Raw genomic sequence first — 24137 nt, 5'->3', positions numbered from 1 at the left:
GCACTTTGCACCGCTACATAAAAACAATCAGCGAGGTGAAAGCATGTCTGGTAATCGTGGTGTGGTGTATCTCGGCGCCGGTAAAGTCGAGGTACAAACAATCCCCTATCCGAAAATGCAGGACCCGCGAGGCCGCAAGATCGAGCACGGTGTCATCCTGCGGGTAGTGTCGACCAATATCTGCGGCTCCGACCAGCACATGGTGCGTGGCCGTACCACCGCCCAGGTCGGCCTGGTACTGGGTCATGAAATCACCGGCGAGGTGATCGAGAAGGGCCGTGATGTCGAAAACCTGCAAATCGGAGACCTGGTCTCGGTGCCGTTCAACGTTGCTTGCGGTCGCTGCCGCTCCTGCAAGGAACAGCACACCGGCGTCTGCCTGACGGTCAACCCGGCACGGGCGGGCGGTGCGTACGGTTACGTGGACATGGGCGACTGGACCGGCGGCCAGGCCGAATACGTGCTGGTGCCTTATGCCGACTTCAACCTGCTGAAACTACCGAACCGTGACAAGGCCATGGAGAAGATCCGTGACCTGACCTGCCTTTCGGACATCCTGCCAACCGGTTACCACGGTGCGGTCACCGCAGGCGTTGGGCCGGGCAGTTCGGTGTACATCGCCGGTGCCGGCCCGGTCGGCCTGGCAGCTGCAGCCTCGGCGCGCCTGTTGGGTGCGGCCGTGGTGATTGTCGGTGACGTGAACCCGGTACGTCTGGCACATGCCAAGGCTCAGGGTTTCGAGATCGCCGACCTGTCCCAGGACACCCCGCTGCACGAACAGATCGCCAACCTGCTGGGTGAGCCAGAAGTTGACTGTGCGGTGGATGCGGTGGGCTTCGAGGCCCGTGGCCATGGCCACGCCGGAGCCCAGCACGAAGCGCCGGCCACGGTGCTGAACTCATTGATGGGTGTGGTGCGGGTAGCCGGCAAGATCGGTATCCCTGGCCTCTACGTCACCGAAGACCCGGGCGCCGTGGATGCCGCAGCGAAGATCGGCAGCCTGAGCATTCGCTTCGGCCTTGGTTGGGCCAAGTCCCATAGCTTCCACACCGGCCAGACCCCGGTGATGAAGTACAACCGCGCCTTGATGCAGGCCATCATGTGGGACCGCATCAACATCGCTGAAGTGGTGGGCGTACAAGTCATCAGCCTGGATCAGGCGCCAGAAGGTTATGGCGAGTTCGATGCCGGCGTGCCGAAGAAATTCGTGATCGACCCGCACAAACTGTTCAGCGCCGCCTGATCATTCCCCCTGCCACCCCCGCTTTTTAGCAGGGGTTGTCTTCAGCTGACACCCCACCGACGCCATCGCAGGCAAGCCAGCTCCAACTGTAGGAGCCGGGCTTGCCCGCGATGCAAACGCCGCGAATTCGCGATCACCCCACCGACGTCATCGCAGGCAAGCCAGCTCCAACAGAGCCCGCGCCAGCCTGTAGGAGCCGGGCTTGCCCGCGATGCAGACGCCGCGAACTCACGGGCCCCCCACCGAGGCCATCGCAGGCAAGCCAGCTCCAACAGAGCCCGCGCCAGCCTGTAGGAGCCGGGCTTGCCCGCGATGCAGACACCGCGAACGCATTGACACCCCACCGACGTCATCGCAGGCAAGCCAGCTCCAACAGAGCCCGCGCCAGCCTGTAGGAGCCGGGCTTGCCCGCGATGCAGACGCCGCTAACGCACTGACACCGCGCCGAGGCCATCGCAGGCAAGCCAGCTCCAACAGAACTCGCGCCAGCCTGTAGGAGCCGGGCTTGCCCGCGATGCAGACACCGCGAACGCACTGACACCCCACCGAGGCCATCGCAGGCAAGCCAGCTCCAACAGAGCCCGCGCCAGCCTGTAGGAGCCGGGCTTGCCCGCGATGCAAACGCCGCTAACGCACTGACACCGCGCCGAGGCCATCGCAGGCAAGCCAGCTCCAACAGAGCCCGCGCCAGCCTGTAGGAGCCGGGCTTGCCCGCGATGCAAACGCCGCGAACGCACTGGCACCCCACCGACGTCATCGCAGGCAAGCCAGCTCCAACAGAGCCCGCGCCAGCCTGTAGGAGCCGGGCTTGCCCGCGATGCAGACGCCGCTAACGCACTGACACCGCGCCGAGGCCATCGCAGGCAAGCCAGCTCCAACAGAGCCCGCGCCAGCTTGTAGGAGCCGGGCTTGCCCGCGATGCAAACGCCGCGAACGCACTGGCACCGCGCCGAGGCCATCGCAGGCAAGCCAGCTCCAACAGAGCCCGCGCCAGCCTGTAGGAGCCGGGCTTGCCCGCGATGCAGACACCGCGAACGCATTGACACCCCACCGACGTCATCGCAGGCAAGCCAGCTCCAACAAAGAGCGGGCAGGCTTGCCTGTGATAGCGCCTGATGACATGAAATTGCTGGCAGATAACCTGTTCTAGGAAATATCCTACGAACGCTGTCGGCACCCATTGGCTTGTCTTGGAAATGTTGCCCACCTACGCTGCCCGAGTCGCTGACAATTCGGCGAACGGGCGTGGAAACCCGGGCAAGTATCAGGTGTCGCTTTATGGCGGCTGTGCGCGGGAGACCTTCGGGTCTGCCGGGGTTACCTGATGCATCCGGTTTTCCACCCCGCGTACAGCTGCCACCTCTTCGTGTGGAAACGGAAGGTTGCAGCCACACCTGCATCAGGAGCTTTCCATGAAGAAAATCGTTCCAGATCCACCCCACGAAACCCTTGCCCCAACCGCCAGCACGCTCTTCGGCCTCTGTGGTGCCGGCCACGATCCGATGTTTCTCGTGCGCCCCGGTATCGAACCCCATGATGCGCTGGTGCATGTCTCTCTGTTCTTGCGCGGCGCCTACGACACGGCCCATCAGGCCAGCGACACCGCCGACGAGTCGGCCAAGGGCTTTCTCTGGTCCACGATGCATTCGGTAGAAATGGCCAAGGGCCTGGTCGACGCCTTGCTCGACGGGATCGAGGCGCGCGCCCTAAGCGAACGCTCAGGCTGAAAACACCCGACCGCTGGCGGTCAATCAGCACGGAACAATCCTGAGGCAGGCCAGTCAAATGACCGTTTCCCGCCGTTAAGGCTCAAGAGGTCATTTGATGAAGCGCTTTGCCCTGGTAACCCTGATGACCCTGGCCGCCAGCCCGGTCTTTGCCTTTAACCTCAGCGATGCCGCCAATGCCGTCTCGGCCATGCAAGGCACAGACAGCGAGGGCCCTGCCGTCATTGCCGCGCCAGCGTCGGCGAACCTGCTCAACACCCTGGGCAGCCAGTTGAACATCACCCCCGAACAAGCCGTGGGCGGCACGGGCGCGTTGCTTGGCCTGGCGAAGAACCAGCTGAGTGGTGACGAGTTCTCGCAGCTGACCCAAGCGGTCCCGGGGCTTAACCTGCTCACCGGTGACAACGCGCTGGGTGGCTTGAATGGCTTGATCGCGCTGATGGGCAAGAGCGACGGTCAGCAATCGGCACTGAGCAATGCCTTGGGCAATGTGAAAGACACCAACGACCTGAACAACGCCTTCAGCCTGTTGGGCATGGACACCGGCCTGATCGGCCAATTTGCCCCGCTGTTGCTGCAGTTCCTTGGCCAGCAAGGCGTGGCCAATTCGTTGTTGCAGAACCTGGGCAGCATCTGGGGTAGCCAGGCAGCACTGCCTTCAGCCTGACCGGCTGGCGCGGTTTGCGCGTGAGGGGGGCTGTGGTAGCCTCCCGAGCCGTTTTACAAGGATAGGTAACTGCAATGTTCATGGATGCTTTGAAGATGTCCTTGCCGGCTGAGGCCGTGCTCGGTTTCGTCGTCTACATGGGTGGCGCCGCTGCGCTGTTCGCGCTCTATGCGCTGATCTATACCCGTCTTACGCCCTATAACGAACTGCGCCTGATTCGCGAAGGCAACACGCCTGCCGCTGTTGCCCTGGCCGGTGCGCTGGTGGGCTTTGCCATTCCGGTGGCCAGTGCTGTCTCTCATTCCATTTCGCTGCTGGACTTCCTGCTCTGGGCGGTGATCGCGGCGGTGGTGCAACTGTTGGCATTCGTGGTGGTGAACCGCTGTGTCAAAGGCATGGCCGAGCGCATCGCTCGTCAGGAGATGGCCTCGGCCATCCTGTTGGCTGCGGTCTCGATCAGTATCGGGTTGCTCAATGCTGCCTGCATGACACCCGCCGCCTGATCAGGGAGCACCGCGATGAAACGCAGTAAACGAGTACGGCTGATTGCACTGGGCAGTCTGCCGCTGGTGCTGTCTGCCTGTGGTGAACGACCGACCCGCGTGGTCAGCGAGGTGAAGCGCTTTCAGGACGTCGACCATTGCGCCATGACCGGGATCAACCGTCAGGTCTGTCTGCAGGCCTGGTTGGGCGCGCAACAGCACCATTACGCCAATGCGCCGCGCTTCGTGAGCCTTGAGGCCTGCGAGGAGGTTTTCCAGGAATGCGATACGCGCAACTTTGCCGGCAATTTCGTGCCACGGATGGAAGGGTTCGCCTTGACCGTCGACCGGCAGGTGTATGCCGATGGTAATGACGACACCTCAGACGCTGGGTCGACGTCGACGGGCGGCAGCCGGTTCTACGACTACACCGACACCGAGCCGCATTATTCCACTGAGGCGATCTACCACGAGCGTGATGGCCGCAATGCGTTCAAGGTTACTTCGTTGACCGAACAGGTTGCCGCAGGCAACCAGTACGCCGGGCTTGATCCGAACCACCCGACGTCGACGCCCTTCAGTTCCTTGCCGCATGCGCTGGACGGTACTCACCCCGCGACGGTGCCGGCTGGCAGCGCGCTGCACCCGACAGCATTGGCGCAATCGCCCCGGCCATTCGCCATCGGCAGTCACAATGGCTTTGTATCGCGTGCCTCGGCGCGTGGTGGCTTTAGCTCCTGAGGTGCGCAGATGAAACGTATAGCGGTTGCCCCGCGCCCGGACTGGAAAGCCACCGCCGAGCATTTCGGTTTCAACTTCCATACCTTCGATGGCGAACCGTATTGGGATGAAAGCGCCTATTACCAGTTCAGCCTGCGGCAGATCGAGGATGACCTGGAAGAACCGACCCGCGTGCTGCATGAGCTGTGCATGGCGCTGGTGGCCGAGGTGGTGGAGAGCGACGCCTTGCTCGACCGCCTGGCGATCCCGACGGCTTACCATGAGCTGATTCGCCGTTCCTGGCGCGACGGGCACCCGCATTTCTACGGGCGCATGGACCTCTGCTATGACGGTTCTGGCCCGGCCAAATTGCTGGAGGCCAACTACGACACGCCCACCTCATTGTACGAAGCGAGTTTCTTCCAGTACCTCTGGTTGGAAGAGCAGATGCGCCGTGGTGTGTTGCCGGGCGATGCCGACCAATTCAACAGCCTGGAAGAGAAGCTGACCCAGGTCATGACGGCCAACCGCTTTGCTACACCGTTCTATTTCGCTTCGGTTAAGGGTTCGGTGGAAGACCGTGGCACGGTGGAATACCTGCGCGACATCGCCGCGGGTACCGGGCTCGATGCGCGCCTGGTCGACATGGAAGACATCGGCCTGAGCCGGGGCGGGCAGTTTGTCGATCCGGTCGGTGCGCCGATTCCAAGCCTGTTCAAGCTCTACCCTTGGGAAGAGATCTTCAATGACCCGTTCGGCCCGGCGATTGCTGGCAGCGGCACCTTGTTCGTTGAGCCGCCCTGGAAAGCGATCCTCTCCAACAAGGGCATGTTGGCGTTGCTCTGGGAGCGTCACGAGGGGCATCCGAACCTGTTGCCGGCGTTTATCGAGCCGACACCCGCCCAGCCCCTGGAAAAGGGCTGGGTGCGCAAACCGTTTTTTTCCCGTGAGGGGGCGAACGTTGAGATTCATACCGGCCAGGGGCAGCGTATCGTCGAAGACGGCCCTTACGGCGGTGGGCCAAGCATCATCCAGCAGTTCCAGGCGTTGCCACGCTTTGGCGACAACTACACGGTAATCGGCAGCTGGATGGTCGGTGATCTACCGGCCGGTATCGGCATTCGCGAGGACAACTCGCTGATCACCAAGGACAGTAGCCGCTTCCTGCCCCATGCGATTATCGGTTGAATCAGCGCAGCTCGGCGCGCAGGGCCTCGATGCGGGCGTCCTTGTCGTGCCAGAGCTGGTTGACCCAGTCCTGCACGGTCTGGCGGAACGCCGGGTCGCTCTCGTAGTCGCCAGCCCACAGGGCCGGGTCGAGTTCGCGCACCTGGATATCAATGATCACCTTGGGCACTGAACCGCTAAGCAGGTCCCAGAAGCCTGGCGCTTTGTTACCGGGGTAGACCAGCGTGACGTCGAGCAGGGCATCGAGTTGCTCGCCCAGTGCAGCCAGCACGAACGCAACACCACCGGCCTTGGGCTTGAGCAAGTGGCGGTAGGGGGAGTGCTGTTCGAGGCGCTTGGCCTCGCTGAAACGGGTGCCTTCCAGGTAGTTGACCACGGTGACCGGCTGGCGTTTGAACAGCTCGCAGGCGGCCTTGGTGATTTCCAGGTCATGCCCCTTGAGGTGCGGGTGCTTGGCCAGAAACGCCTTGCTGTAGCGCTTCATGAACGGGTAGTCCAGCGCCCACCAGGCCAGGCCCAGCAGTGGCACCCAGATCAGCTCCTTCTTGAGGAAGAACTTGAAGAACGGAATGCGCCGGTTCAAGGCCTGGATCAACGCCGGAATATCGACCCAGGTCTGATGGTTGCTGACGGCCAGGTACGAGGTGTCCAGGCGCAGCTCGGCGGCACCTCGCACGTCCCATTGGGTAGGGATGCACAGCGCGAAGATCAGTTTGTCGATCTCGGCCCAGGTTTCGGCAATCCACTTCACCGCCGTGGAGGCGTAGTCGCGGTAGTGGCCGGGGAGCACCAGCTTGAGCAGGGCAAATACGGTGAGTGGGCCAATCAGTACCAGGGTGTTGAGCAATAGCAGCAAGGTCACGAGACTGCCGGTCAGCAGGCGGCGCATAAAGACCTCTTATTCTTGGGTAAGCGGTCGGTAATGATAAGCAGCGACGGGGTTTACGCCAAATACGGCGGCCCGCCCCTGGCAGACAAATGTTTCACATTGTCTTTAATACCCTGTTACACCGAACCTATGCCGCCTCTGTAGTCTAATCACTGTCTTTTCTCAAGGAAGCCAACCCGGTGAAACCCTTACTCGCATTGCTTTCCCTGTTGGCCCTGCCGGTGATGGCCGCCGAGCCGACCCTATATGGCCGTTATGAATACATCGCCTTGCCGGAGATCGGCGAAACCCTCAAGGCCAAGATGGATACCGGGGCATTGACGGCGTCGTTGTCGGCCAAGGACATCGAGCGTTTCCAGCGCGACGGTGAAGATTGGGTGCGTTTCCGCCTGGCCACCAAGGATTCAGACGGTAAGGTCTACGAGCACAAGCTGGCGCGTATCAGCAAGATCAAGAACCGGGCGGAAGAAGAAGACGACGGTGGCGAAGGCACCGATGTGACCAAGCGTCCGGTGATCGACCTCGAGGTGTGCCTTGGCGATACCAAGCGCACTGTAGAGGTGAACCTGGCCGACCGCAGCAGCTTCAACTACCCACTGCTGATCGGCGCCAAGGCCCTGCGCGAGCTTGGCGCGGCCGTGAACCCGGCGCGACGCTTCACGGCGGGCAAGCCTGCATGCTGATGGTCTAGCCTTGTAAAGGTCGGCCTTGCCGACGATAGGAGCGCCGGGTTAATGGCTGACACCACCGCAACCCTATCGCCGGCAACGCTGGCCTTTGTGGAGCTATAGAGTTTCTGGGCCTTGTCAGCCACACCTGAATCTCTTACAAGTGGCGACCGATTACCGCCAGGCCTGGATGCCATGCCCCATATCTTGATTGTCGAAGACGAAGCGGCCATTGCCGATACCCTGATCTACGCCCTGCAGGGTGAAGGCCACAGCACTGAGTGGGTGACGCTGGGCAACGCGGCACTGGAGCAGCAGCGTCTGCGTCCGGCTGATCTGGTGATTCTCGATATCGGCCTGCCGGATATCAGTGGCTTTGAAACCTGCCGCCAGTTACGTCGCTTCAGCGAGGTGCCGGTGATGTTCCTCAGTGCCCGTGACGGTGAGATCGACCGCGTGGTGGGCCTGGAGATCGGTGCCGACGATTATGTGGTCAAGCCCTTCAGCCCACGTGAAGTCGCGGCCCGGGTTAGGGCGATTCTCAAGCGCATGGCGCCGCGTACCGAGGCGTTGGGCAGCCTTGAGCCCTTTGTGCTCGACACCGTGCGTATGCAGATCAATTACCGTGGTCAGCCGCTGGGCCTGACCCGGCACGAGTTTCGTCTGTTGCAGTGCCTGCTGGAGCAACCGGAGCGGGTGTTCAGCCGTGAGCAGTTGCTCGATGCGGTCGGGGTGCCGGCCGATGCCGGGTATGAGCGCAGTATCGACACCCATATCAAGAGCGTGCGCGCCAAGCTGCGTCAGGTGGCCGGCGAGGCAGAGCCGATCCAGACCCACCGCGGGCTGGGCTACAGCTATAGCCCGAGCCATAGCTGATGCGCCTGGGGATACGGATTTTTCTGGTCTACTTCCTGTTTGTCGGCCTGACGGGCTACTTTCTGATCAACACCGTGCGCGAGGAAATTCGCCCTGGTGTGCGTCAGTCTGCCGAGGAAACCCTGGTGGACACCGCCAACCTGCTGGCCGAGATCCTGCGCGGGGACGTCAAGGCCGGTACCTTGGGCCAGAGCCAGTTGCCGCAGGTGCTCCAGGCCTATGGCCAGCGGCAGCCGCGAGCGCAGATCTGGGGGCTGCCCAAGACCGAGGTCAACCACCGTATCTACGTGACCGATGCCAAGGGTATCGTTCTGCTTGATTCCAGCGACCTGGCCGTGGGCCAGGACTACTCGCGCTGGAACGACGTCTACCTGACCCTGCGTGGGCAGTACGGCGCCCGCTCGACCCGCAGCGACCCGGACGATCCGGCGTCCTCGGTGATGCATGTCGGTGCGCCGATTCTGGATAACGGCACGATCATCGGTGTCGTCACGGTGGCCAAGCCCAACAGCTCGCTGCAGCCCTATATCGACCGCTCCGAACGCCGTTTGCTGTACCTCGGTGTCGGTCTTATCGCCCTCGGGTTGCTGGTGGGGGCCGGGTTGTCCTGGTGGCTGGCGACCTCATTGCGGCGCCTGACCCGTTATGCCCTGGCAGTCAGCGAGGGCGAGCGTGCGGAATTGCCACATTACCGCGGTGGCGAGTTGGCACAGTTGGCCGGGGCCGTGGAGCGGATGCGTACCCAGCTTGAAGGCAAAGCCTATGTCGAGCGCTATGTGCATACCCTGACCCATGAGCTGAAAAGCCCGCTGGCGGCCATTCGCGGTGCCAGCGAGTTGCTTCAGGGGCCAATGCCGGAGGCCCAGCGGCAACGCTTTGCCGGCAACATAGAAAGCGAAAGCGCGCGGATGCAGCAACTGATCGAGCGCCTGCTCAACCTCGCGCAGGTGGAGCAGTTGCAGAGCCTTGATGCGCAAGAGTGGGTGCCACTGGCGCGGATGGTCGACGACCTGTTGCTGGCCCACAGTGCCCGTATCGAAAGTGCCGGCCTGCAGGTGCGGCAGCGTTTGCCGCATGAACTCCAACTGCTTTGCGAGCCGTTCCTGATGCACCAGGCGATTGCCAACCTGCTGGATAACGCGCTGGACTTCACCCCTCCAGACGGGATGCTGCTGTTCGAGCTGGAACGGGACGGGCAGCGTGTTGCGCTGAGCCTGTTCAACCAGGGCGAGGCGATTCCCGACTATGCGCTGGGGCGGCTCAGTGAGCGCTTCTATTCCTTGCCGCGCCCGCGTACAGGGCGCAAGAGCACCGGGCTTGGGCTGAACTTTGTCGAAGAAGTGCTGCAACTGCACGGCGGTTCGCTGGACGTCAGCAATGTCGAGGGCGGTGTGCGGGTTCGCCTGTGGCTACCGGCCAACCGATTCAACTGAGGCTTCACCGCATCTACACAAAGTCTCCATATTCGCTCCCTCAAGGCTCCATAACGCTGACACACACTCTGTGGCATCGAAACCGGAGCCTTGAGCATGAACCGAAACCTAAGCCTGAAACTGGGCGCTATCGCCTTTTTGATTGTGTTGTTGCTGGTACCGTTGCTGATGATTGGTGGGCTGATCCAGGAGCGCCAGTCGCTGCGCGACGGCGTGGTGCAGGACATTGCCCAGAGCTCCAGCTTCAGCCAGACGCTCAGCGGCCCGTTGCTGGTGGTGCCCTACCGCAAGATCGAGCGGCAGTGGAAAACCCCGGAAGGGGGTGGCGCACTCTATCAGGACGTGAAAACGGTCAACGGCCACTTGTATTTCCTGCCGGAGACCTTCGACCTGAACGCCAGGATCGACACTGAGCTGCGTTCACGCGGCATCTATGAAGCGCGCCTGTACCACGCCGAAAACCGCATCAACGGCCAGTTCCAGATACCGGTGAAGCTGGGTTTAGGCAATGACTTTGAGGACTACACCTTCGATGCGCCGTTCCTGGCGGTGGCGATCAGCGACATCCGCGGCATCGAGAAAGGCCTGAAGCTGGACCTGAACGGCCAGTCGATGGATTTCCAGCCGGGCACGGGCCTGAGCTGGTTGGGTGCCGGGGTGCATGTGGCACTGCCCGCGCTGGACAGCCGCAACGAGACCGTTCTGGATTACGCCTTTGATGTCAGCCTGCAAGGTACCGGGAAACTGCAAGTGTTGCCGGTGGGGCGTAGCAGCAATGTGACCATGGCGGCTAACTGGCCTCACCCCAGTTTTGTCGGTAACTACCTGCCGAGCAGTCGCCTGATCGACAGCCAGAGTTTCACTGCCAATTGGAAGACCTCGTTCTTCTCCACCAACATGGAAGACGCCTTGAGCCAGTGCGTGAACAACGAGTCTTGCCTGGAGTTCAAGGAACGCGCCTTTGGCGTGAGCTTTATCGACCCGGTGGATCAATACCTCAAGAGTGAGCGGGCGATCAAATATGCGTTGTTGTTCATTGCCCTGACCTTTGCCGGCTTCTTCCTCTTCGAAGTGTTGAAAAGCCTCAGTGTTCACCCGATCCAGTACTTGCTGGTGGGTGTTGCCCTGGCGTTTTTCTACCTGCTGTTGCTGTCGTTGTCCGAGCACGTGGGCTTCGGCCCGGCCTATGCGATTTCGGCCAGTGCTTGCGTGTTGCTGATTGGTTTCTACCTGAGTCATGTGTTGCATAGCCTGGGCCGAGCCCTGAGCTTCAGCGGGGGCCTGGCGGTACTGTACGGCATGCTCTATGGCTTGCTCAGCGCAGAGGACTACGCCTTGCTGATGGGATCGTTGCTGCTGTTCGGCCTGCTGGGTGTATTCATGATCCTGACCCGGCGCCTGGACTGGTACCGGGTAGGGGAGGGCAAGCTGCAATGAGCGGTTTACGCGAGGAGCGTTGTGCTGGGGCGGCGCTGGCGATAAATATCGCCAGGCTGTTCAGCCCTTGTTGGAGCTGGCTTGCCTGCGATGGCGTCGGTGGGGTGTCAGTGCGCTCGCGGCGTCTGCATCGCGGGCAAGCCCGGCTCCTACAGGCTGGCGCGGGCTCTGTTGGAGCTGGCTTGCCTGCGATGGCGTCGGTGGGGTGTCAGTGAGCTCGCGGCGTCTGCATCGCGGGCAAGCCCGGCTCCTACAGGCTGGCGCGGGCTCTGTTGGAGCTGGCTTGCCTGCGATGGGATCGGCGCGGTGTCCGTGAGTTCGCGGCGTTTGCATCGCGGGCAAGCCCGGCTCCTACAGGCTGGCGCGGGATCTGTTGGAGCAGGCTTGCCTGCGATGACGTCGGTGGGGTGCCAGTGAGTGCGCGGCGCCTGCATCGCGGGCAAGCCCGGCTCCTACAGGTTGGCGCTGGCTCTGTTGGAGCTGGCTTGCCTGCGATGGAATCGGTGGGGTGCCCGTGAGTTCGCGGTGTTTGCATCGCGGGCAAGCCCGGCTCCTACAGGTTGCGCGGGCTCTGTTGGAGCTGGCTTGCCTGCGATGACGTCGGTGGGGTGTCAGTGCGTTCGCGGTGTCTGCATCGCGGGCAAGCCCGGCTCCCACAGGTATCGCAGGCAGGCCGCCGATCAGGCCTTGGGTGGTTCAGTGGCCTGGAGTGATGGCCGCTGGCTGACGTCAGCGTACCAGGCCGCCAGTTTCGGTTGAGCACTGCGCCAGCCGAACTGTGGCATGCGCAGGTCGAGGTAACCCAAGGCACAGGCGACACCAATGGCCGCGACGTCGAATGCCGCGTTGAGTTCAGCGATGTGCGCCTGTTCCAGCTGGGCCAGGCCGCGCCGGATCTTCTCCTGTTGTGCATCGACCCAGGCATCCCAGCGCTTTTCTTCCGGACGCAGGAAGGTCTCGTAGCGGGTCAGCACGGCTGCCTCGGCAATCGCGTCAGCCAGTGAGGCAACGGTCAGGCGCTGCCAGCGTGCGGAGCCCTCACGCGGGATCAGTGGGTTGCCGACATGCTGCAGGTCGAGGTACTCGAAGATCACCCGGCTGTCATGCAGCACCGAGCCGTCCGCCAGGCGCAGGGCCGGGATTTTCCCGGCCGGGTTGCCTTGGTTCAGCGTCGCGTCGGGCTGGGTCGGGCTGATGTTGACGCTCTGCAGCGCGACCCGGTCCAGTTGCCCGGTTTCGTGCAGCAAGACCATGATCTTGCGGACGAACGGCGAGAACGGCGAGTAAAACAGCGTCATGCTCGGTGCGGACATGTCAGTTCCTCAGTTGTTTTGCAGGCTGGGCGGCATGCAGATGCCTGTACCGCCGATGCCGCAGTAGCCATTCGGGTTCTTGGCCAGGTACTGCTGGTGGTAGGCCTCGGCGAAGTACACAGTCGGGGCTTCGGCGATTTCAGTGGTGATGGTGCCCCGGCCGGCCTTGGTCAGTTCGGCCTGATACACGTGCTTGCTGGCCAAGGCTTGTTCCAGCTGGCTAGGGATGGTGGCATAGATCACCGAGCGATACTGCGTGCCAATGTCATTGCCCTGGCGCATCCCCTGTGTTGGGTCATGCAGTTCCCAGAACATCGTTAGCAGTTCCTGGTAGCTGACCTTTTCCGGCTCATAGACAACCAGCACCACTTCAGCGTGGCCGGTCAGGCCAGAGCAGACTTCCTCGTAGGTCGGGTTCGGTGTGAAGCCACCCGCGTAACCTACCACTGTGCTGACTACGCCTTCGCGTTGCCAGAAACGGCGTTCTGCCCCCCAGAAGCAACCCAGGCCGAAAATGGCGAATTCCACATTGCCCATGAACGGCCCCAGCAGTGGATTGCCGTTGACGAAGTGATACTCGGGTAAGGTCACGTGTTGTTCGCGGCCCGGCAGGGCCTGCTTTTCAGTCGGTAGCGTGCTTTTGTTTGTCAGGATTTCAGAGCGCAAGACCATGAACCCACTCCTCTATGTCAGATGGGACGGCCGCGAGGCGGCGTCGATAAGGCTTAGACCTGTAGTGTGCCCGAGTGTTACACGGCTGTCAGGCGATTGGGCCGCGTGGGTAGCGCTTGAGTTTATCCAGCAGCTCGTGGCCGGAGATGGGCCGGTCAAACAGGTAACCCTGGCCGACATCGCAACGGTGCCTGCGCAGAAATGCCAATTGCTCAGCGGTCTCGATGCCTTCGGCAACCACCTTGAGCTTGAGGTTGTGGGCCATGGCGACCACGGCTGAGGTGATCTCCATGTCGTCCTGGTTGTCGGGAATTTCGTTGATGAAGCTGCGGTCGATCTTGATGATGTCGATCGGGAACTTCTTCAGGTAGCTCAGTGACGAGTAGCCGGTGCCGAAGTCGTCCATGGCCAGGGTCAGGCCCAACTGCTTGAGCTCGTCGAGCTGGCGGTGAGTGTCTTCGGTGGCTTCAAGCAACAGGCCTTCGGTCAACTCCAGTTCCAGGAGGTGCGGCGGCAGGGCTTCCTCTTTGAGGATTTTGGCAATCGAGGCGACCAGGTCCGGGTCGGAGAACTGCTTGGGTGACAGGTTGATGGCCACCTGCAGGTTGCCCAGGCCTTCACTTGCCAGCTCCTGGCTCATGCGGCAGGCCTGACGCGCGATCCACTTGCCGATTGGAATGATCAGGCCGGTTTCTTCGGCGACGCTGATGAACTGGTCTGGGCGAATCATGCCCTTTTCCGGATGGTTCCAGCGCAGCAGCGCCTCCATGCCCAGCAGGCGACCGCTGCGCAGGCAGAGCTTGGGTTGGTAGAACACTTCCAGTTCGTTCTGGGTCAGCGCACGGCGCAGGTTGTTCTCGACAAACAGTTTGTAGCTGGCTTCGGCGTTGAGCGCTTCGGTGAAGACCTGGACCTGATGCTTGCCGTTGGCTTTGGCCTTGTGCAGCGCAAGCCCGGCATTCTTCATCAGGGTTTGCGGGTCGCGCCCGTGCAGCGGTGCGCAGGCCAGGCCGACGGAGGCGGTGACGTTGATCAACTGGTTATCGACAAACAGTGGCTTGTCGAGGGTCTTGAGCAACTGTTGCGCAACCTGCTGGCCACCCTCCATGTCGGTATCGTCGAGCAGTACGGCAAATTCGTTACTGGCAAACCGCGCCAGGCTGCCACCGGGGCTCAGGCTGTTGCGCAGGCGTCGGGCCAGGCTGATCAGCAGTTTGTCGCCGGTCTGATGGCCAAGGCTGTCATTGATCCGCTTGAAGTTGTCGATGTCCACCAGCAACAGGCTGATCTTGCGGTCGCTGTCGCAGTTAAATCGCTCGTCCAGGTTTCGGATAAATGAGGGCCGGTTGCCCAGGGTGGTCAGGTTGTCGGTGTAGGCCAGGCGTTCGATGCGCTGTTGTGCCAGCTTGGTTTGGGTGATGTCTTCGTAGATGCCGATGTAGTGGGTCAGTTCGCGGTTATCGCCATAGACCTTGGAGATCGACAACTGTCCCCAGTACGGCTCGAGGTTCTTGCGCCGGCTTTTGAACTCGCCTTGCCAACTGTTGTTCATGGCCAGGCTGGAGGGCGCATCGAAGAGCAGGTCGTTGAGGTTTTCCAGGGCCGGCAGCTCTGACAGGCGGTGGCCATGGACCTCTTCGGCGCTGTACTGGGTGATCGCCGTGAAGCTCGGGTTTACGTACTCGACCACGCCATCGCGGTTGACCAGCAGGAAGGCGTTGGCGCTTTGCTCCACGGCGCGTTGGAACAAGTGCAGGGCACTGGTGGCCGTGCGGCGGTTGTGGTTGTTGATGACCTGGGCGAACTGGTCGGCCAGCTCGCCAGCAAAGGCGAGTTCGTCCGACTGCCAGGTACGTGTCGAGCCTCTATGCTCCAGGCACAGCACACCGACCACCTGGCCGTCGATGCGGATACTGGCATCGAGCATGGCGCTGATGTTGCGCTGGCGCAGGTGATCAACCAGCTCGCGGGTGCGCGGATCGTGGTTGGCATTGTGGGCGTCGATGGCTCGGCTGGTGTGCAGGGCTTCCAGGTAGTTGGGGAACTGGCTGGCGTCGAGCGCTTCGGGCAGGCGGTATTCCTGGGTATCGCGGTAGTAGGCCGAGATAGGCTCCAGGCGCTGGTCTTCCAGGTTCCAGATGCTTGCGCAGTCGACCTTGTAGATCTCGCAGGCGCTGCGGGTGATCAGTTCGGCGGCCTCCTGCAGGGAGTTGCCGGCGCTGTAACGCTGTCGGGCCAGACGCAGGATCAGGTCCTGCTGGGCGCGCACCCGCTCCAGATGCTCGAGCTGTTCCTGTTGCGCTTGCTGGTTGAGTTGCAGGGCGATCTGCAGGCGGTTGTTCCGGGTTTCCAGTTCGCTGGGCGAAAGCTCTGGGCTATCGCCTGGCTGCCCGTCGATTACCAGCAAGTAGCCGCGCAACAGGTGCCGATTGTGCTGTTTGTACGCTTCGCCGACTTCCAGCAGGTGCAGCGGCCCTACGCTTGTGTGCAGCGTGTAGCGCACCAGGTAATGGTTGCGCTGGCTCAGTTGCAGCTCAATGGCGTCGTGCAGTTTGTAGCGCGCCTCAGGCTCCATCAGGCTCGCGTAAGGCGAACCGATCAGGGCGCAGAGGTCGATGGCAGGCATACCGAACTGGCGTTCGCAGCTCGGGTCGAGAAACAGCATGGCCCAACTGGCTTCATTCAGCCGCTCGAAACGCAGCATGCCGAGCCGCGAAGGCACGGGCAATTGCGTCACTACCTCGGCCACCATACGGCTGGCGGCATCGGGTTGGCTTTTCATGGAGAGCTCGCTTCAAAAGTACGAATGCGCAGTGGCCTGGAACTCGTGGAAAAATGCGTGCCGCAAGGTTGCATCATGCCGTGCTGGCTGACAAGCGCAACACGTGGTTACGACTTTTCAGGTTATCGGCCGTATCGACAGTTTCTGAAGCGAGGGGGCGTGGGGCTTTTGGCCTGGACAGCTCTACGAGTGCCCGACCAATACGGCTGCAAAGCACAAATAACAGGCAAAAAAAGCCCCGCCAAATTGGCGGGGTTGAGGTACGAGCGTGGCAGCTCGAAAAAGGGTCTGTCTCCCCCGGCAGAGGGAGACAGGGTGTAGCGATTACAGCAGCATGGTGCGGATGTCGGCCAGCAGGTCGCTCAGACGCTTGGTGAAGCGTGCTGCTGCGGCGCCGTTGATCACGCGGTGATCGTAGGACAGCGACAGCGGCAGCATCAGCTTCGGCTGGAAGGCTTTGCCATCCCAGACTGGCTGGATGGTGGCCTTGGAGACACCGAGGATCGCCACTTCCGGCGCGTTGACGATCGGCGTGAAGCCGGTGCCGCCAATGTGTCCGAGGCTGGAGATGGTGAAGCAGGCGCCCTGCATGTCATCAGCCGAGAGCTTCTTGGTCCGGGCTTTTTCAGCCAGGGCCGCAGCCTCACCAGCCAGTTGCAGCAGGCTCTTCTGGTCGACGTTCTTGATGACCGGAACCAGCAGACCATCCGGGGTGTCCACGGCGAAGCCGATGTTCACGTATTTCTTGCGCAGGATGGCCTTGCCGCTTGGTGCCAGCGAGCTGTTGAAGTCTGGCAGTTCCTTGAGCAGGTGTGCACAGGCTTTGAGCAGCAGTGGCAGCACGGTCAGCTTGACGCCCGCTTTCTCGGCGACGGCTTTCTGCGCAACGCGGAAGGCTTCCAGTTCGGTGATGTCGGCCGAGTCGAACTGGGTAACGTGAGGCACGTTCAGCCAGCTGCGGTGCAGGTTGGTGGCACCAACCTGCATCAGGCGCGTCATCGCCACTTCCTCTACTTCGCCGAAACGGCTGAAGTCGACTTCCGGGATCGGCGGGATGCCCGCACCACCGGTTGCACCGGCGGCAGGCGCTTCCTTGGCCTTCTGCATCATGGCCTTGACGTACGCCTGCACGTCTTCCTTGAGGACACGACCGTGCGGGCCGCTGGCCGAAACAGCGTTCAGCTCGACGCCGAATTCGCGGGCCAGTTGACGCACGGCAGGGCCGGCGTGAACCTTGGCGCCGTTGTTGGCAGCCGGAGCGGCGACAGGTGCCACCTCAACCTTGGCCGCCGCTGCTGGCGCTGCAGCAGGTGCTGCAGCTGGAGCCGCTTCGGCCTTGGCGGGTGCTGCGGCCGGTGCCGGGGCGGCAGCCGGAGCTGCGCCTGCAACCTTCAGCTTCAGGATCAGGTCGCCAGTGCCGACTTCGTCGTCCAGCTTGGCGATGATCGCTTCGACCACGCCAGCAGCAGGCGATGGAATCTCCATGCTTGCCTTGTCCGATTCCAGGGTGATCAGCGACTGGTCAGCTACGACGCTGTCGCCGACCTTGACCAGTACTTCGATGATCTTGGCCTTGCCCGAGGAGCCGATGTCCGGAACATGGATGTCCTGAACAGTGGCAGCCGCAGGGGCAGCTGCTGGCGCGGCTGCGGCGACTGGCGCTGCAGCAGGTGCCGGGGCGGCTGCAGGTGCTGCGGCCGGAGCCTCAGGCGCCGCAGCGGCGCCCTCGACTTCCAGTTCCATCAGTTCGTCGCCTTCTTTCAGGCGATCACCCAGCTTGACCTTCAGGGCCTTGATCACGCCGGCTTTCGGAGCCGGGATCTCCATGGAGGCCTTGTCGGACTCCAGGGTCAGCAGGCTCTGGTCGGCTTCAATGCGGTCGCCAACTTTGACGAACAGCTCAATGATTTCACCTTCACCGCTGCCGATGTCAGGTACGCGAATGAGTTCGCTCACTTAGAAATACTCCTCAGCAGTCCAGTGGGTTGCGTTTTTCCGGGTCGATGCCGAAACGGGCGATGGCTTCAGCCACCACTTTCGGTTCGATATCGCCACGGTCGGCCAAGGCTTCCAGGGCAGCCAGCACTACGAAGTTGCGGTCGACTTCGAAGAAGTGACGCAGTTTCTTGCGGCTGTCGCTGCGACCGAAGCCATCGGTACCCAGGACTTTGAATTCTTTGCTCGGTACCCACTGACGAATCTGCTCGGCGAACAGTTTCATGTAGTCGGTGGAGGCAATGACCGGGCCCTTACGGCCAGCCAGGCACTCTTCGACGTAGGTAGTCTTTGGCTTCTGGCCAGGGTGCAGGCGGTTGCTGCGCTCTACGGCCAGGCCGTCGCGACGCAGTTCGTTGAAGCTAGTAACGCTCCAGACATCAGCGCCGACGTTGAACTCTTCACGCAGGATCTTCGCCGCTTCGCGGACTTCACGCAGGATGGTGCCGGAGCCCATCAGTTGAACGTGGTGCGCCGCTTCGCGGGTGTCTTCCTCGAGCAGGTACATACCCTTGATGATGCCTTCCTCGACACCGGCCGGCATGGCTGGCTGGGTGTAGGCTTCGTTCATCACGGTGATGTAGTAGAAGATGTCCTGCTGCTCTTCCATCATCTGGCGCATGCCCTCGCGGATGATTACCGCCAGTTCATAGCCATAGGTCGGGTCGTAGGTGCGGCAGTTCGGGATGGTGCCAGCCAGCATGTGGCTGTGACCGTCTTCGTGCTGCAGGCCTTCGCCGTTGAGCGTGGTGCGACCCGCGGTACCGCCGATCAGGAAACCACGGGTGCGGCTGTCGCCAGCGGCCCAGGCCAGGTCGCCGATACGTTGGAAGCCGAACATCGAGTAGAAGATGTAGAACGGCAGCATCGGCTGGTTGTGGCAGCTGTACGAGGTACCGGCAGCGATGAAGGAGGACATGGCGCCCGCTTCGTTGATGCCTTCCTCGAGGATCTGGCCCTTCTTGTCTTCGCGGTAGAACATCACCTGGTCTTTATCGACTGGCTCGTAGAGCTGGCCGACCGAGGAGTAGATGCCCAACTGACGGAACATGCCTTCCATACCGAAGGTACGGGCTTCGTCCGGGATGATCGGCACGATGCGCTGGCCGACTTCCTTGTCCTTGACCAGTTGCGCGAGGATCCGCACGAAGGCCATGGTGGTGGAGATTTCACGGTCGCCCGAGCCGTCCAGGATTGCCTTGAGGGTTTCCAGTGGCGGAGTCGGGATGCTGAAGCTCTTGGCGCGACGCTGAGGCACGAAGCCACCCAGGGCGGCACGGCGCTCGCTCAGGTAACGGGCTTCGGCGCTGCCTTCTTCCGGTTTGAAGAACGGCAGGTTTTCCAGTTCGTCATCCTTGACCGGGATGTCGAAGCGGTCGCGGAACAGCCGCAGGCTGTCGATGTCGACCTTCTTGGTGTTGTGCGCGGTGTTCTTGGCTTCGCCTGCACCGGTGCCGTAACCCTTGATGGTCTTGGCCAGGATGACAGTCGGCTGGTCTTTGTGGTTGACCGCCTGATGGTAGGCCGCGTAGACCTTGTACGGGTCGTGGCCACCACGGTTGAGCTTCCAGATCTCGTCGTCGGACAGGTCTTCGACCATGGCCTTGAGTTCTGGGGTGTTGAAGAAGTGCTCACGGACGAACGCGCCGTCCTTGGCCTTGTAGTTCTGGTACTCGCCGTCGATGACTTCGTCCATGCGGCGCTGCAGGATACCGTGGGTGTCCTTGGCCAGCAGTGGGTCCCAGAAACGGCCCCAGACGACTTTGTTGACGTTCCAGCCACCGCCACGGAACACGCCTTCGAGTTCCTGGATGATCTTGCCGTTGCCGCGAACCGGGCCGTCGAGGCGCTGCAGGTTGCAGTTGATGACGAAGATCAGGTTGTCCAGCTTCTCGCGGCCGGCCAGGGCGATTGCGCCCAGGGATTCCGGCTCGTCGCACTCGCCGTCACCCATGAAGCACCAGACCTTCTGCTTGCCTTCAGGGATGTAGCCACGGCTTTCCAGGTACTTCATGAAGCGTGCCTGGTAGATCGCCTGGATTGGGCCCAGGCCCATCGAAACGGTCGGGAACTGCCAGAAGTCAGGCATCAGCCATGGGTGCGGGTACGACGACAGGCCATTGCCATCGACTTCCTGGCGGAAGTTGTTCATCTGCTCTTCGCTGATGCGGCCTTCCATGAACGCGCGGGCGTAGACGCCCGGCGAGGCGTGGCCCTGGAAGAAGATCAGGTCGCCGCCGTGTTCATCGGTCGGGGCCTGGAAGAAGTAGTTGAAGCCAATGTCATACAGGGTGGCACTGGAGGCGAAGCTGGAGATGTGGCCACCCAGATCCGAGTCTTTCAGGTTGGTACGCATTACCATGGCCAGCGCGTTCCAGCGCACCAGCGAGCGAATGCGGCGTTCCATGAACAGGTCGCCAGGCATGCGTGCTTCGTGGGTGACGGGAATGGTATTGCGGTATGGCGTGGTGATGGCATATGGCAGCTGCGAACCACTACGGGTTGCCAGCTCGCCCATACGGGTCATCAGGTAGTGAGCGCGGTCTTCGCCTTCTTTGTCGAGAACCGACTCCAGGGCGTCCAGCCATTCCTGGGTTTCGACGGGATCGAGGTCTTGCATGGCTTGCTCCAGGGCGGAAAGGCTACCAGAATCGGTGGCCTGAGTTTTTTGGCGCCTGGCCTTGTGGGCAGGCGACATGAATTCTTGGATTACCGGATAGGGTCCCGGCGCTGTGTAGTTTTACTACAAATCAATCGGCATTTCATGCTTTTGAGGCGAATTGATAGTAGTAAAACTACAGAAAAATGGCTCGTGGCCTCTGCTCGGGTTGTGGGAAAAATCGATACGGGTGGTAAAAGCTCCGTCATCAAAGGGTTCGCTGTGATGTTTTCTACCAAGAAATCGGTTTTTTCAGCTATTTATAACTTTTGTACGACAGTCTGTCCGAGGCCTTGTTTTACGTGCCTTGCAGCCCACCACTTTTTCACGCCGTTCAAGGATAGACCATGAGCTTGCCTTCGCTGGCCGAGTTGCCCGCTTCCTTCGCGCCGCTGGTCGAGCGCAATAAACAGTCGCTGCGCAGTGCGGTCGCAGACGCTGGCCTGCAACTGGACGACTGGAGCCCAGAGCGCTGGCAGCAGTTTGACCGGGTTTGCGCGGCCAGTGATTTTGTACTGCAACAGGTGCTGCGAGACCCGCAGATGCTCCTGGACCTGCTGGCCAGTGGCGAGCTGGATCGCCCGTTCGTTGTCGGTGAGCTGTGCGCCCAGGTGGCTGCAGCGGCCCAGGCGGCCACGACGGAAGACGAGTTGGCGCGCAACCTGCGCCGGCAGCGCACGCGCCAGCAGGTGCGGATCATATGGCGTGATCTGAATCGCCAGGCCGATCTGGTGCAGACGTGCCGTGACCTTTCCGACCTGGCCGATGCGGCTATCGATCAGGTCTATCAATGGCTGTACCCGCGTCAGTGCCAGCAGTTCGGCACACCCATCGGCCACCGTAGCGGCGAGCCGCAGCACATGGTGGTGCTTGGCATGGGCAAGCTCGGCGCGGTCGAGCTGAACCTGTCTTCGGATATTGACCTGATCTTCGCCTACCCGGAAGGCGGGGAAACCGAAGGGGTCAAACGTTCGCTGGATAATCAGGAGTTCTTTACCCGCCTTGGTCAACGCCTGATCAAGGCGCTGGACCCGGTCACCGTCGACGGTTTCGTATTCCGGGTCGACATGCGTTTGCGCCCTTATGGCTCGGCTGGCGCGCTGGTGCTCAGCTTCAATGCCCTTGAGCAGTACTACCAGGACCAGGGTCGAGACTGGGAACGCTACGCGATGATCAAGGCGCGGGTAGTGGCTGGCGATCAGACCACTGGCGCGCAGTTGCAGGAAATGCTGCGGCCATTCGTTTACCGGCGTTATCTGGACTTCTCGGCGATCGAAGCGCTGCGCACCATGAAGCAGTTGATCCAGCAGGAAGTCCGGCGCAAGGGCATGGCCGACAATATAAAGCTGGGGGCGGGCGGTATCCGCGAGGTCGAATTTATCGCCCAGGCGTTCCAGTTGATTCACGGCGGGCGTGACCTGAGCCTGCAACAGCGGCCGCTGCTCAAGGTGCTGGCAACCCTTGAAGGGCAGGGCTACCTGCCGCCAGCGGTGGTTGCCGAACTGCGTGAGGGCTATGAGTTCCTGCGTTATACCGAGCATGCCATCCAGGCGATTGCCGACCGCCAGACACAAATGCTGCCTGACAGTGAGCAGGACCGTGCCCGGATCGCCTTTATGCTTGGCTTTGCCGACTGGGCGGCGTTCCATGAACAGTTGATGTACTGGCGTGGGCGCATCGACTGGCATTTCCGTCAGGTCATTGCCGACCCCGACGAGGACAGCGAAGCCGGTGAAGAGGTGGTCGGAGGCGAATGGCTGCCGTTGTGGGAAGAGGTACAGGATGAGGAGGCCGCCTGCCGTCAGTTGCAGGACGCCGGGTTCGTCGACGGGCCCAAGGCCCTGAAACAACTGGCCGGTCTGCGCGCAAGCCCACAGTTGCGTGCCATGCAGCGCCTGGGTCGTGAGCGCCTGGATGCCTTTATTCCACGCCTGCTGGCGCAAGCGGTGGAGCATGCTGATCCCGATCTGGTACTGGAGCGGGTATTGCCGCTTGTCGAGGCGGTGGCGCGGCGTTCCGCCTATCTGGTGCTACTGACTGAAAACCCAGGCGCCTTGCGGCGCTTGCTGACCCTCTGTGCCGCCAGCCCCTGGATTGCCGAGCAGATTGCGCGCTTCCCGCTGCTGCTTGATGAGCTGCTCAATGAAGGTCGCCTGTTCAGCCCGCCTCATGCGCCGGAGCTGGCTGCCGAGCTGCGTGAGCGGCTGACGCGTATTCCCGAGGATGACCTGGAGCAGCAGATGGAGGCGCTGCGGCACTTCAAACTGGCGCACAGCCTGCGTGTTGCCGCGTCGGAAATTGCCGGCAACCTGCCATTGATGAAGGTCAGTGACTACCTGACCTGGTTGGCTGAAGCGATCCTCGATCAGGTGCTGGCCTTGGCCTGGCGCCAGACGGTGGCCCGTCATGGCCAGCCTAAGCGCAGCGACGGTAGCCTGTGCGATCCGGGCTTCATTATTGTGGGCTACGGCAAGGTGGGCGGTATCGAGTTGGGCCACGGCTCGGACCTTGACCTGGTGTTTATCCATGACGGCGACCCGCAAGCCGAAACCGACGGCGCCAAACCGATCGACAGCGCGCAGTTTTTCACGCGTCTGGGGCAGCGGATCATCCACTTGCTGACCACTCAGACCAACTCCGGCCAGTTGTACGATGTCGACATGCGCTTGCGTCCGTCCGGCGCCTCGGGGCTGTTGGTGAGTTCGCTGGGCGCGTTCGAGCGTTATCAGCAGAACGAGGCCTGGACCTGGGAGCATCAGGCGCTGGTGCGTGCCCGTGTGTTGGTCGGGTGCCCGCAGGTCGGCGCAGCGTTCGAAGGCGTACGTGCCCGTATCCTCGGTCAGAGCCGCGACTTGGGTAAACTGCAGGCCGAAGTGAGTGAGATGCGCGCCAAGATGCGCGACAACCTCGGGACCAAGGCGACGGCTGCCGGTACGGCGGCCAATGCCTATGAAGCCGGTATGCCCTTCGATATCAAGCAGGACGCCGGTGGTATCGTCGATATCGAATTTATGGTGCAATACGCCGCTTTGGCCTGGTCTGACAAGCATCCGGCCTTGCTGCGTTACACCGATAACATCCGCATCCTTGAAGGGCTTGAGGAAGTCGGGCTGATGCCGGTCAGCGATGCGGTGCTGCTGCGTGAGGTCTACAAGGCATTCCGTTCGGCTGCACATCGCCAGGCCTTGCAGAAACAGGCCGGGGTCATCGATGCCGGGCAGTTCGTCAGCGAGCGGCGCGAGGTGCGGCGTATCTGGGCTGAGTTGGGTCTGAAGTGAGGGGTTCGAGCCGTTGATTCAGGCGATGGAAGGCCTGCTGCGACCACATGGCGTACACTGGTCGGATCAAGCCTGATTATAAAGAGGGGAGGCCAGGCTGTTGATGAA

17 protein-coding genes are annotated in these 24137 nt (G+C 61.8%); 11 read left to right on the top strand and 6 right to left on the bottom strand.

Annotated elements, in window-relative coordinates; genetic code table 11:
- Positions 1-43: 43 nt before the first annotated feature.
- From fdhA to AB7M23_RS04495, 6 genes are all read left to right on the top strand, one after another.
- Positions 44-1243: a formaldehyde dehydrogenase, glutathione-independent gene (gene fdhA / locus AB7M23_RS04520; RefSeq protein ID WP_099776060.1), complete on the top strand. Its 1200-nt coding sequence runs from the start codon at positions 44-46 to the stop codon at positions 1241-1243.
- A gap of 1412 nt (positions 1244-2655) precedes the next feature.
- Entirely contained in the window at positions 2656-2970 is a 315-nt protein-coding gene (locus tag AB7M23_RS04515) for a DUF3077 domain-containing protein (protein WP_065760141.1), read from the top strand.
- 97 nt (positions 2971-3067) lie between these two features.
- A complete protein-coding gene (locus tag AB7M23_RS04510; RefSeq protein WP_454240290.1) occupies positions 3068-3637 on the top strand; it encodes a DUF2780 domain-containing protein in 570 nt (189 codons plus the stop codon).
- Between the two features lie 74 nt (positions 3638-3711).
- The gene (locus tag AB7M23_RS04505) at positions 3712-4140 is read left to right on the top strand and encodes a DUF350 domain-containing protein (protein WP_102052209.1); all 429 of its coding nucleotides are present in this window, start codon (positions 3712-3714) and stop codon (positions 4138-4140) included.
- Positions 4141-4155: 15 nt separating this feature from the next.
- Positions 4156-4860, top strand: a complete 705-nt coding sequence (locus AB7M23_RS04500; protein ID WP_454240289.1) for a DUF1190 domain-containing protein — start codon at positions 4156-4158, stop codon at positions 4858-4860.
- A gap of 9 nt (positions 4861-4869) precedes the next feature.
- Positions 4870-6027, top strand: coding sequence for a glutathionylspermidine synthase family protein (locus AB7M23_RS04495; protein WP_454240288.1), 1158 nt, complete (start codon positions 4870-4872; stop codon positions 6025-6027).
- A gap of 1 nt (position 6028) precedes the next feature.
- Here the strand turns inward: AB7M23_RS04495 and AB7M23_RS04490 are convergent, their stop codons facing one another.
- The gene (locus AB7M23_RS04490; protein WP_454240287.1) at positions 6029-6916 is read right to left on the bottom strand and encodes an acyltransferase; all 888 of its coding nucleotides are present in this window, start codon (positions 6914-6916) and stop codon (positions 6029-6031) included.
- A gap of 179 nt (positions 6917-7095) precedes the next feature.
- Here AB7M23_RS04490 and rloA2 point away from each other — a divergent pair, with 179 nt between their 5' ends.
- The 4 genes from rloA2 to creD all read left to right on the top strand — a co-directional run bounded on the left by rloA2 (position 7096) and on the right by creD (position 11330).
- A complete protein-coding gene (gene rloA2, locus AB7M23_RS04485) occupies positions 7096-7599 on the top strand; it encodes a retropepsin-like aspartic peptidase RloA2 (protein WP_454240286.1) in 504 nt (167 codons plus the stop codon).
- Between the two features lie 180 nt (positions 7600-7779).
- Positions 7780-8460, top strand: a complete 681-nt coding sequence (gene creB / locus AB7M23_RS04480; protein WP_099776048.1) for a two-component system response regulator CreB — start codon at positions 7780-7782, stop codon at positions 8458-8460.
- Positions 8460-9893, top strand: a complete 1434-nt coding sequence (gene creC, locus AB7M23_RS04475; RefSeq protein WP_454240285.1) for a two-component system sensor histidine kinase CreC — start codon at positions 8460-8462, stop codon at positions 9891-9893. Before creB ends, creC begins: the two co-directional genes overlap by 1 nt.
- A 96-nt stretch (positions 9894-9989) precedes the next feature.
- On the top strand, positions 9990-11330 hold the full coding sequence (creD, locus tag AB7M23_RS04470; protein ID WP_454240284.1) for a cell envelope integrity protein CreD: 1341 nt from the start codon (positions 9990-9992) through the stop codon (positions 11328-11330).
- Between the two features lie 680 nt (positions 11331-12010).
- On the opposite strand, the gene AB7M23_RS04465 is transcribed toward creD, so the two are convergent.
- From AB7M23_RS04465 to aceE, 5 genes are all read right to left on the bottom strand, one after another.
- The gene (locus AB7M23_RS04465; RefSeq protein ID WP_454240283.1) at positions 12011-12643 is read right to left on the bottom strand and encodes a glutathione S-transferase; all 633 of its coding nucleotides are present in this window, start codon (positions 12641-12643) and stop codon (positions 12011-12013) included.
- A gap of 9 nt (positions 12644-12652) precedes the next feature.
- A complete protein-coding gene (gene msrA, locus AB7M23_RS04460; RefSeq protein WP_454240282.1) occupies positions 12653-13315 on the bottom strand; it encodes a peptide-methionine (S)-S-oxide reductase MsrA in 663 nt (220 codons plus the stop codon).
- A gap of 88 nt (positions 13316-13403) precedes the next feature.
- Complete coding sequence (locus tag AB7M23_RS04455) at positions 13404-16097, bottom strand: putative bifunctional diguanylate cyclase/phosphodiesterase (RefSeq protein ID WP_454240281.1); 2694 nt, start codon at positions 16095-16097, stop codon at positions 13404-13406.
- A gap of 324 nt (positions 16098-16421) precedes the next feature.
- Positions 16422-18053 carry a dihydrolipoyllysine-residue acetyltransferase gene (gene aceF / locus AB7M23_RS04450; protein ID WP_454240280.1) on the bottom strand — a complete coding sequence of 544 codons (1632 nt, stop codon included), beginning with the start codon at positions 18051-18053 and terminating at the stop codon, positions 16422-16424.
- A 13-nt stretch (positions 18054-18066) separates the two neighbouring features.
- On the bottom strand, positions 18067-20712 hold the full coding sequence (gene aceE / locus AB7M23_RS04445; RefSeq protein ID WP_454240279.1) for a pyruvate dehydrogenase (acetyl-transferring), homodimeric type: 2646 nt from the start codon (positions 20710-20712) through the stop codon (positions 18067-18069).
- Between the two features lie 386 nt (positions 20713-21098).
- Between aceE and glnE the strand changes: the two genes are divergently transcribed.
- Positions 21099-24029 carry a bifunctional [glutamate--ammonia ligase]-adenylyl-L-tyrosine phosphorylase/[glutamate--ammonia-ligase] adenylyltransferase gene (gene glnE / locus AB7M23_RS04440; RefSeq protein ID WP_454240278.1) on the top strand — a complete coding sequence of 977 codons (2931 nt, stop codon included), beginning with the start codon at positions 21099-21101 and terminating at the stop codon, positions 24027-24029.
- The last annotated feature ends 108 nt before the right edge of the window (positions 24030-24137 follow it).

This window comes from Pseudomonas sp. HLS-6 TE3448, assembly GCF_053629555.1.
This window is presented reverse-complemented; position numbering and strand designations above follow the sequence as displayed.

Coding starts and splice junctions, on each gene's coding strand:
- fdhA (WP_099776060.1), top strand. CDS start 44: ATGTCTGGTAATCGTGGTGTGGTGTATCTCGGCGCCGGTAAAGTCGAG.
- AB7M23_RS04515 (WP_065760141.1), top strand. CDS start 2,656: ATGAAGAAAATCGTTCCAGATCCACCCCACGAAACCCTTGCCCCAACC.
- AB7M23_RS04510 (WP_454240290.1), top strand. CDS start 3,068: ATGAAGCGCTTTGCCCTGGTAACCCTGATGACCCTGGCCGCCAGCCCG.
- AB7M23_RS04505 (WP_102052209.1), top strand. CDS start 3,712: ATGTTCATGGATGCTTTGAAGATGTCCTTGCCGGCTGAGGCCGTGCTC.
- AB7M23_RS04500 (WP_454240289.1), top strand. CDS start 4,156: ATGAAACGCAGTAAACGAGTACGGCTGATTGCACTGGGCAGTCTGCCG.
- AB7M23_RS04495 (WP_454240288.1), top strand. CDS start 4,870: ATGAAACGTATAGCGGTTGCCCCGCGCCCGGACTGGAAAGCCACCGCC.
- AB7M23_RS04490 (WP_454240287.1), bottom strand. CDS start 6,916: ATGCGCCGCCTGCTGACCGGCAGTCTCGTGACCTTGCTGCTATTGCTC.
- creB (WP_099776048.1), top strand. CDS start 7,780: ATGCCCCATATCTTGATTGTCGAAGACGAAGCGGCCATTGCCGATACC.
- creC (WP_454240285.1), top strand. CDS start 8,460: ATGCGCCTGGGGATACGGATTTTTCTGGTCTACTTCCTGTTTGTCGGC.
- creD (WP_454240284.1), top strand. CDS start 9,990: ATGAACCGAAACCTAAGCCTGAAACTGGGCGCTATCGCCTTTTTGATT.
- AB7M23_RS04465 (WP_454240283.1), bottom strand. CDS start 12,643: ATGTCCGCACCGAGCATGACGCTGTTTTACTCGCCGTTCTCGCCGTTC.
- msrA (WP_454240282.1), bottom strand. CDS start 13,315: ATGGTCTTGCGCTCTGAAATCCTGACAAACAAAAGCACGCTACCGACT.
- AB7M23_RS04455 (WP_454240281.1), bottom strand. CDS start 16,097: ATGAAAAGCCAACCCGATGCCGCCAGCCGTATGGTGGCCGAGGTAGTG.
- aceE (WP_454240279.1), bottom strand. CDS start 20,712: ATGCAAGACCTCGATCCCGTCGAAACCCAGGAATGGCTGGACGCCCTG.
- glnE (WP_454240278.1), top strand. CDS start 21,099: ATGAGCTTGCCTTCGCTGGCCGAGTTGCCCGCTTCCTTCGCGCCGCTG.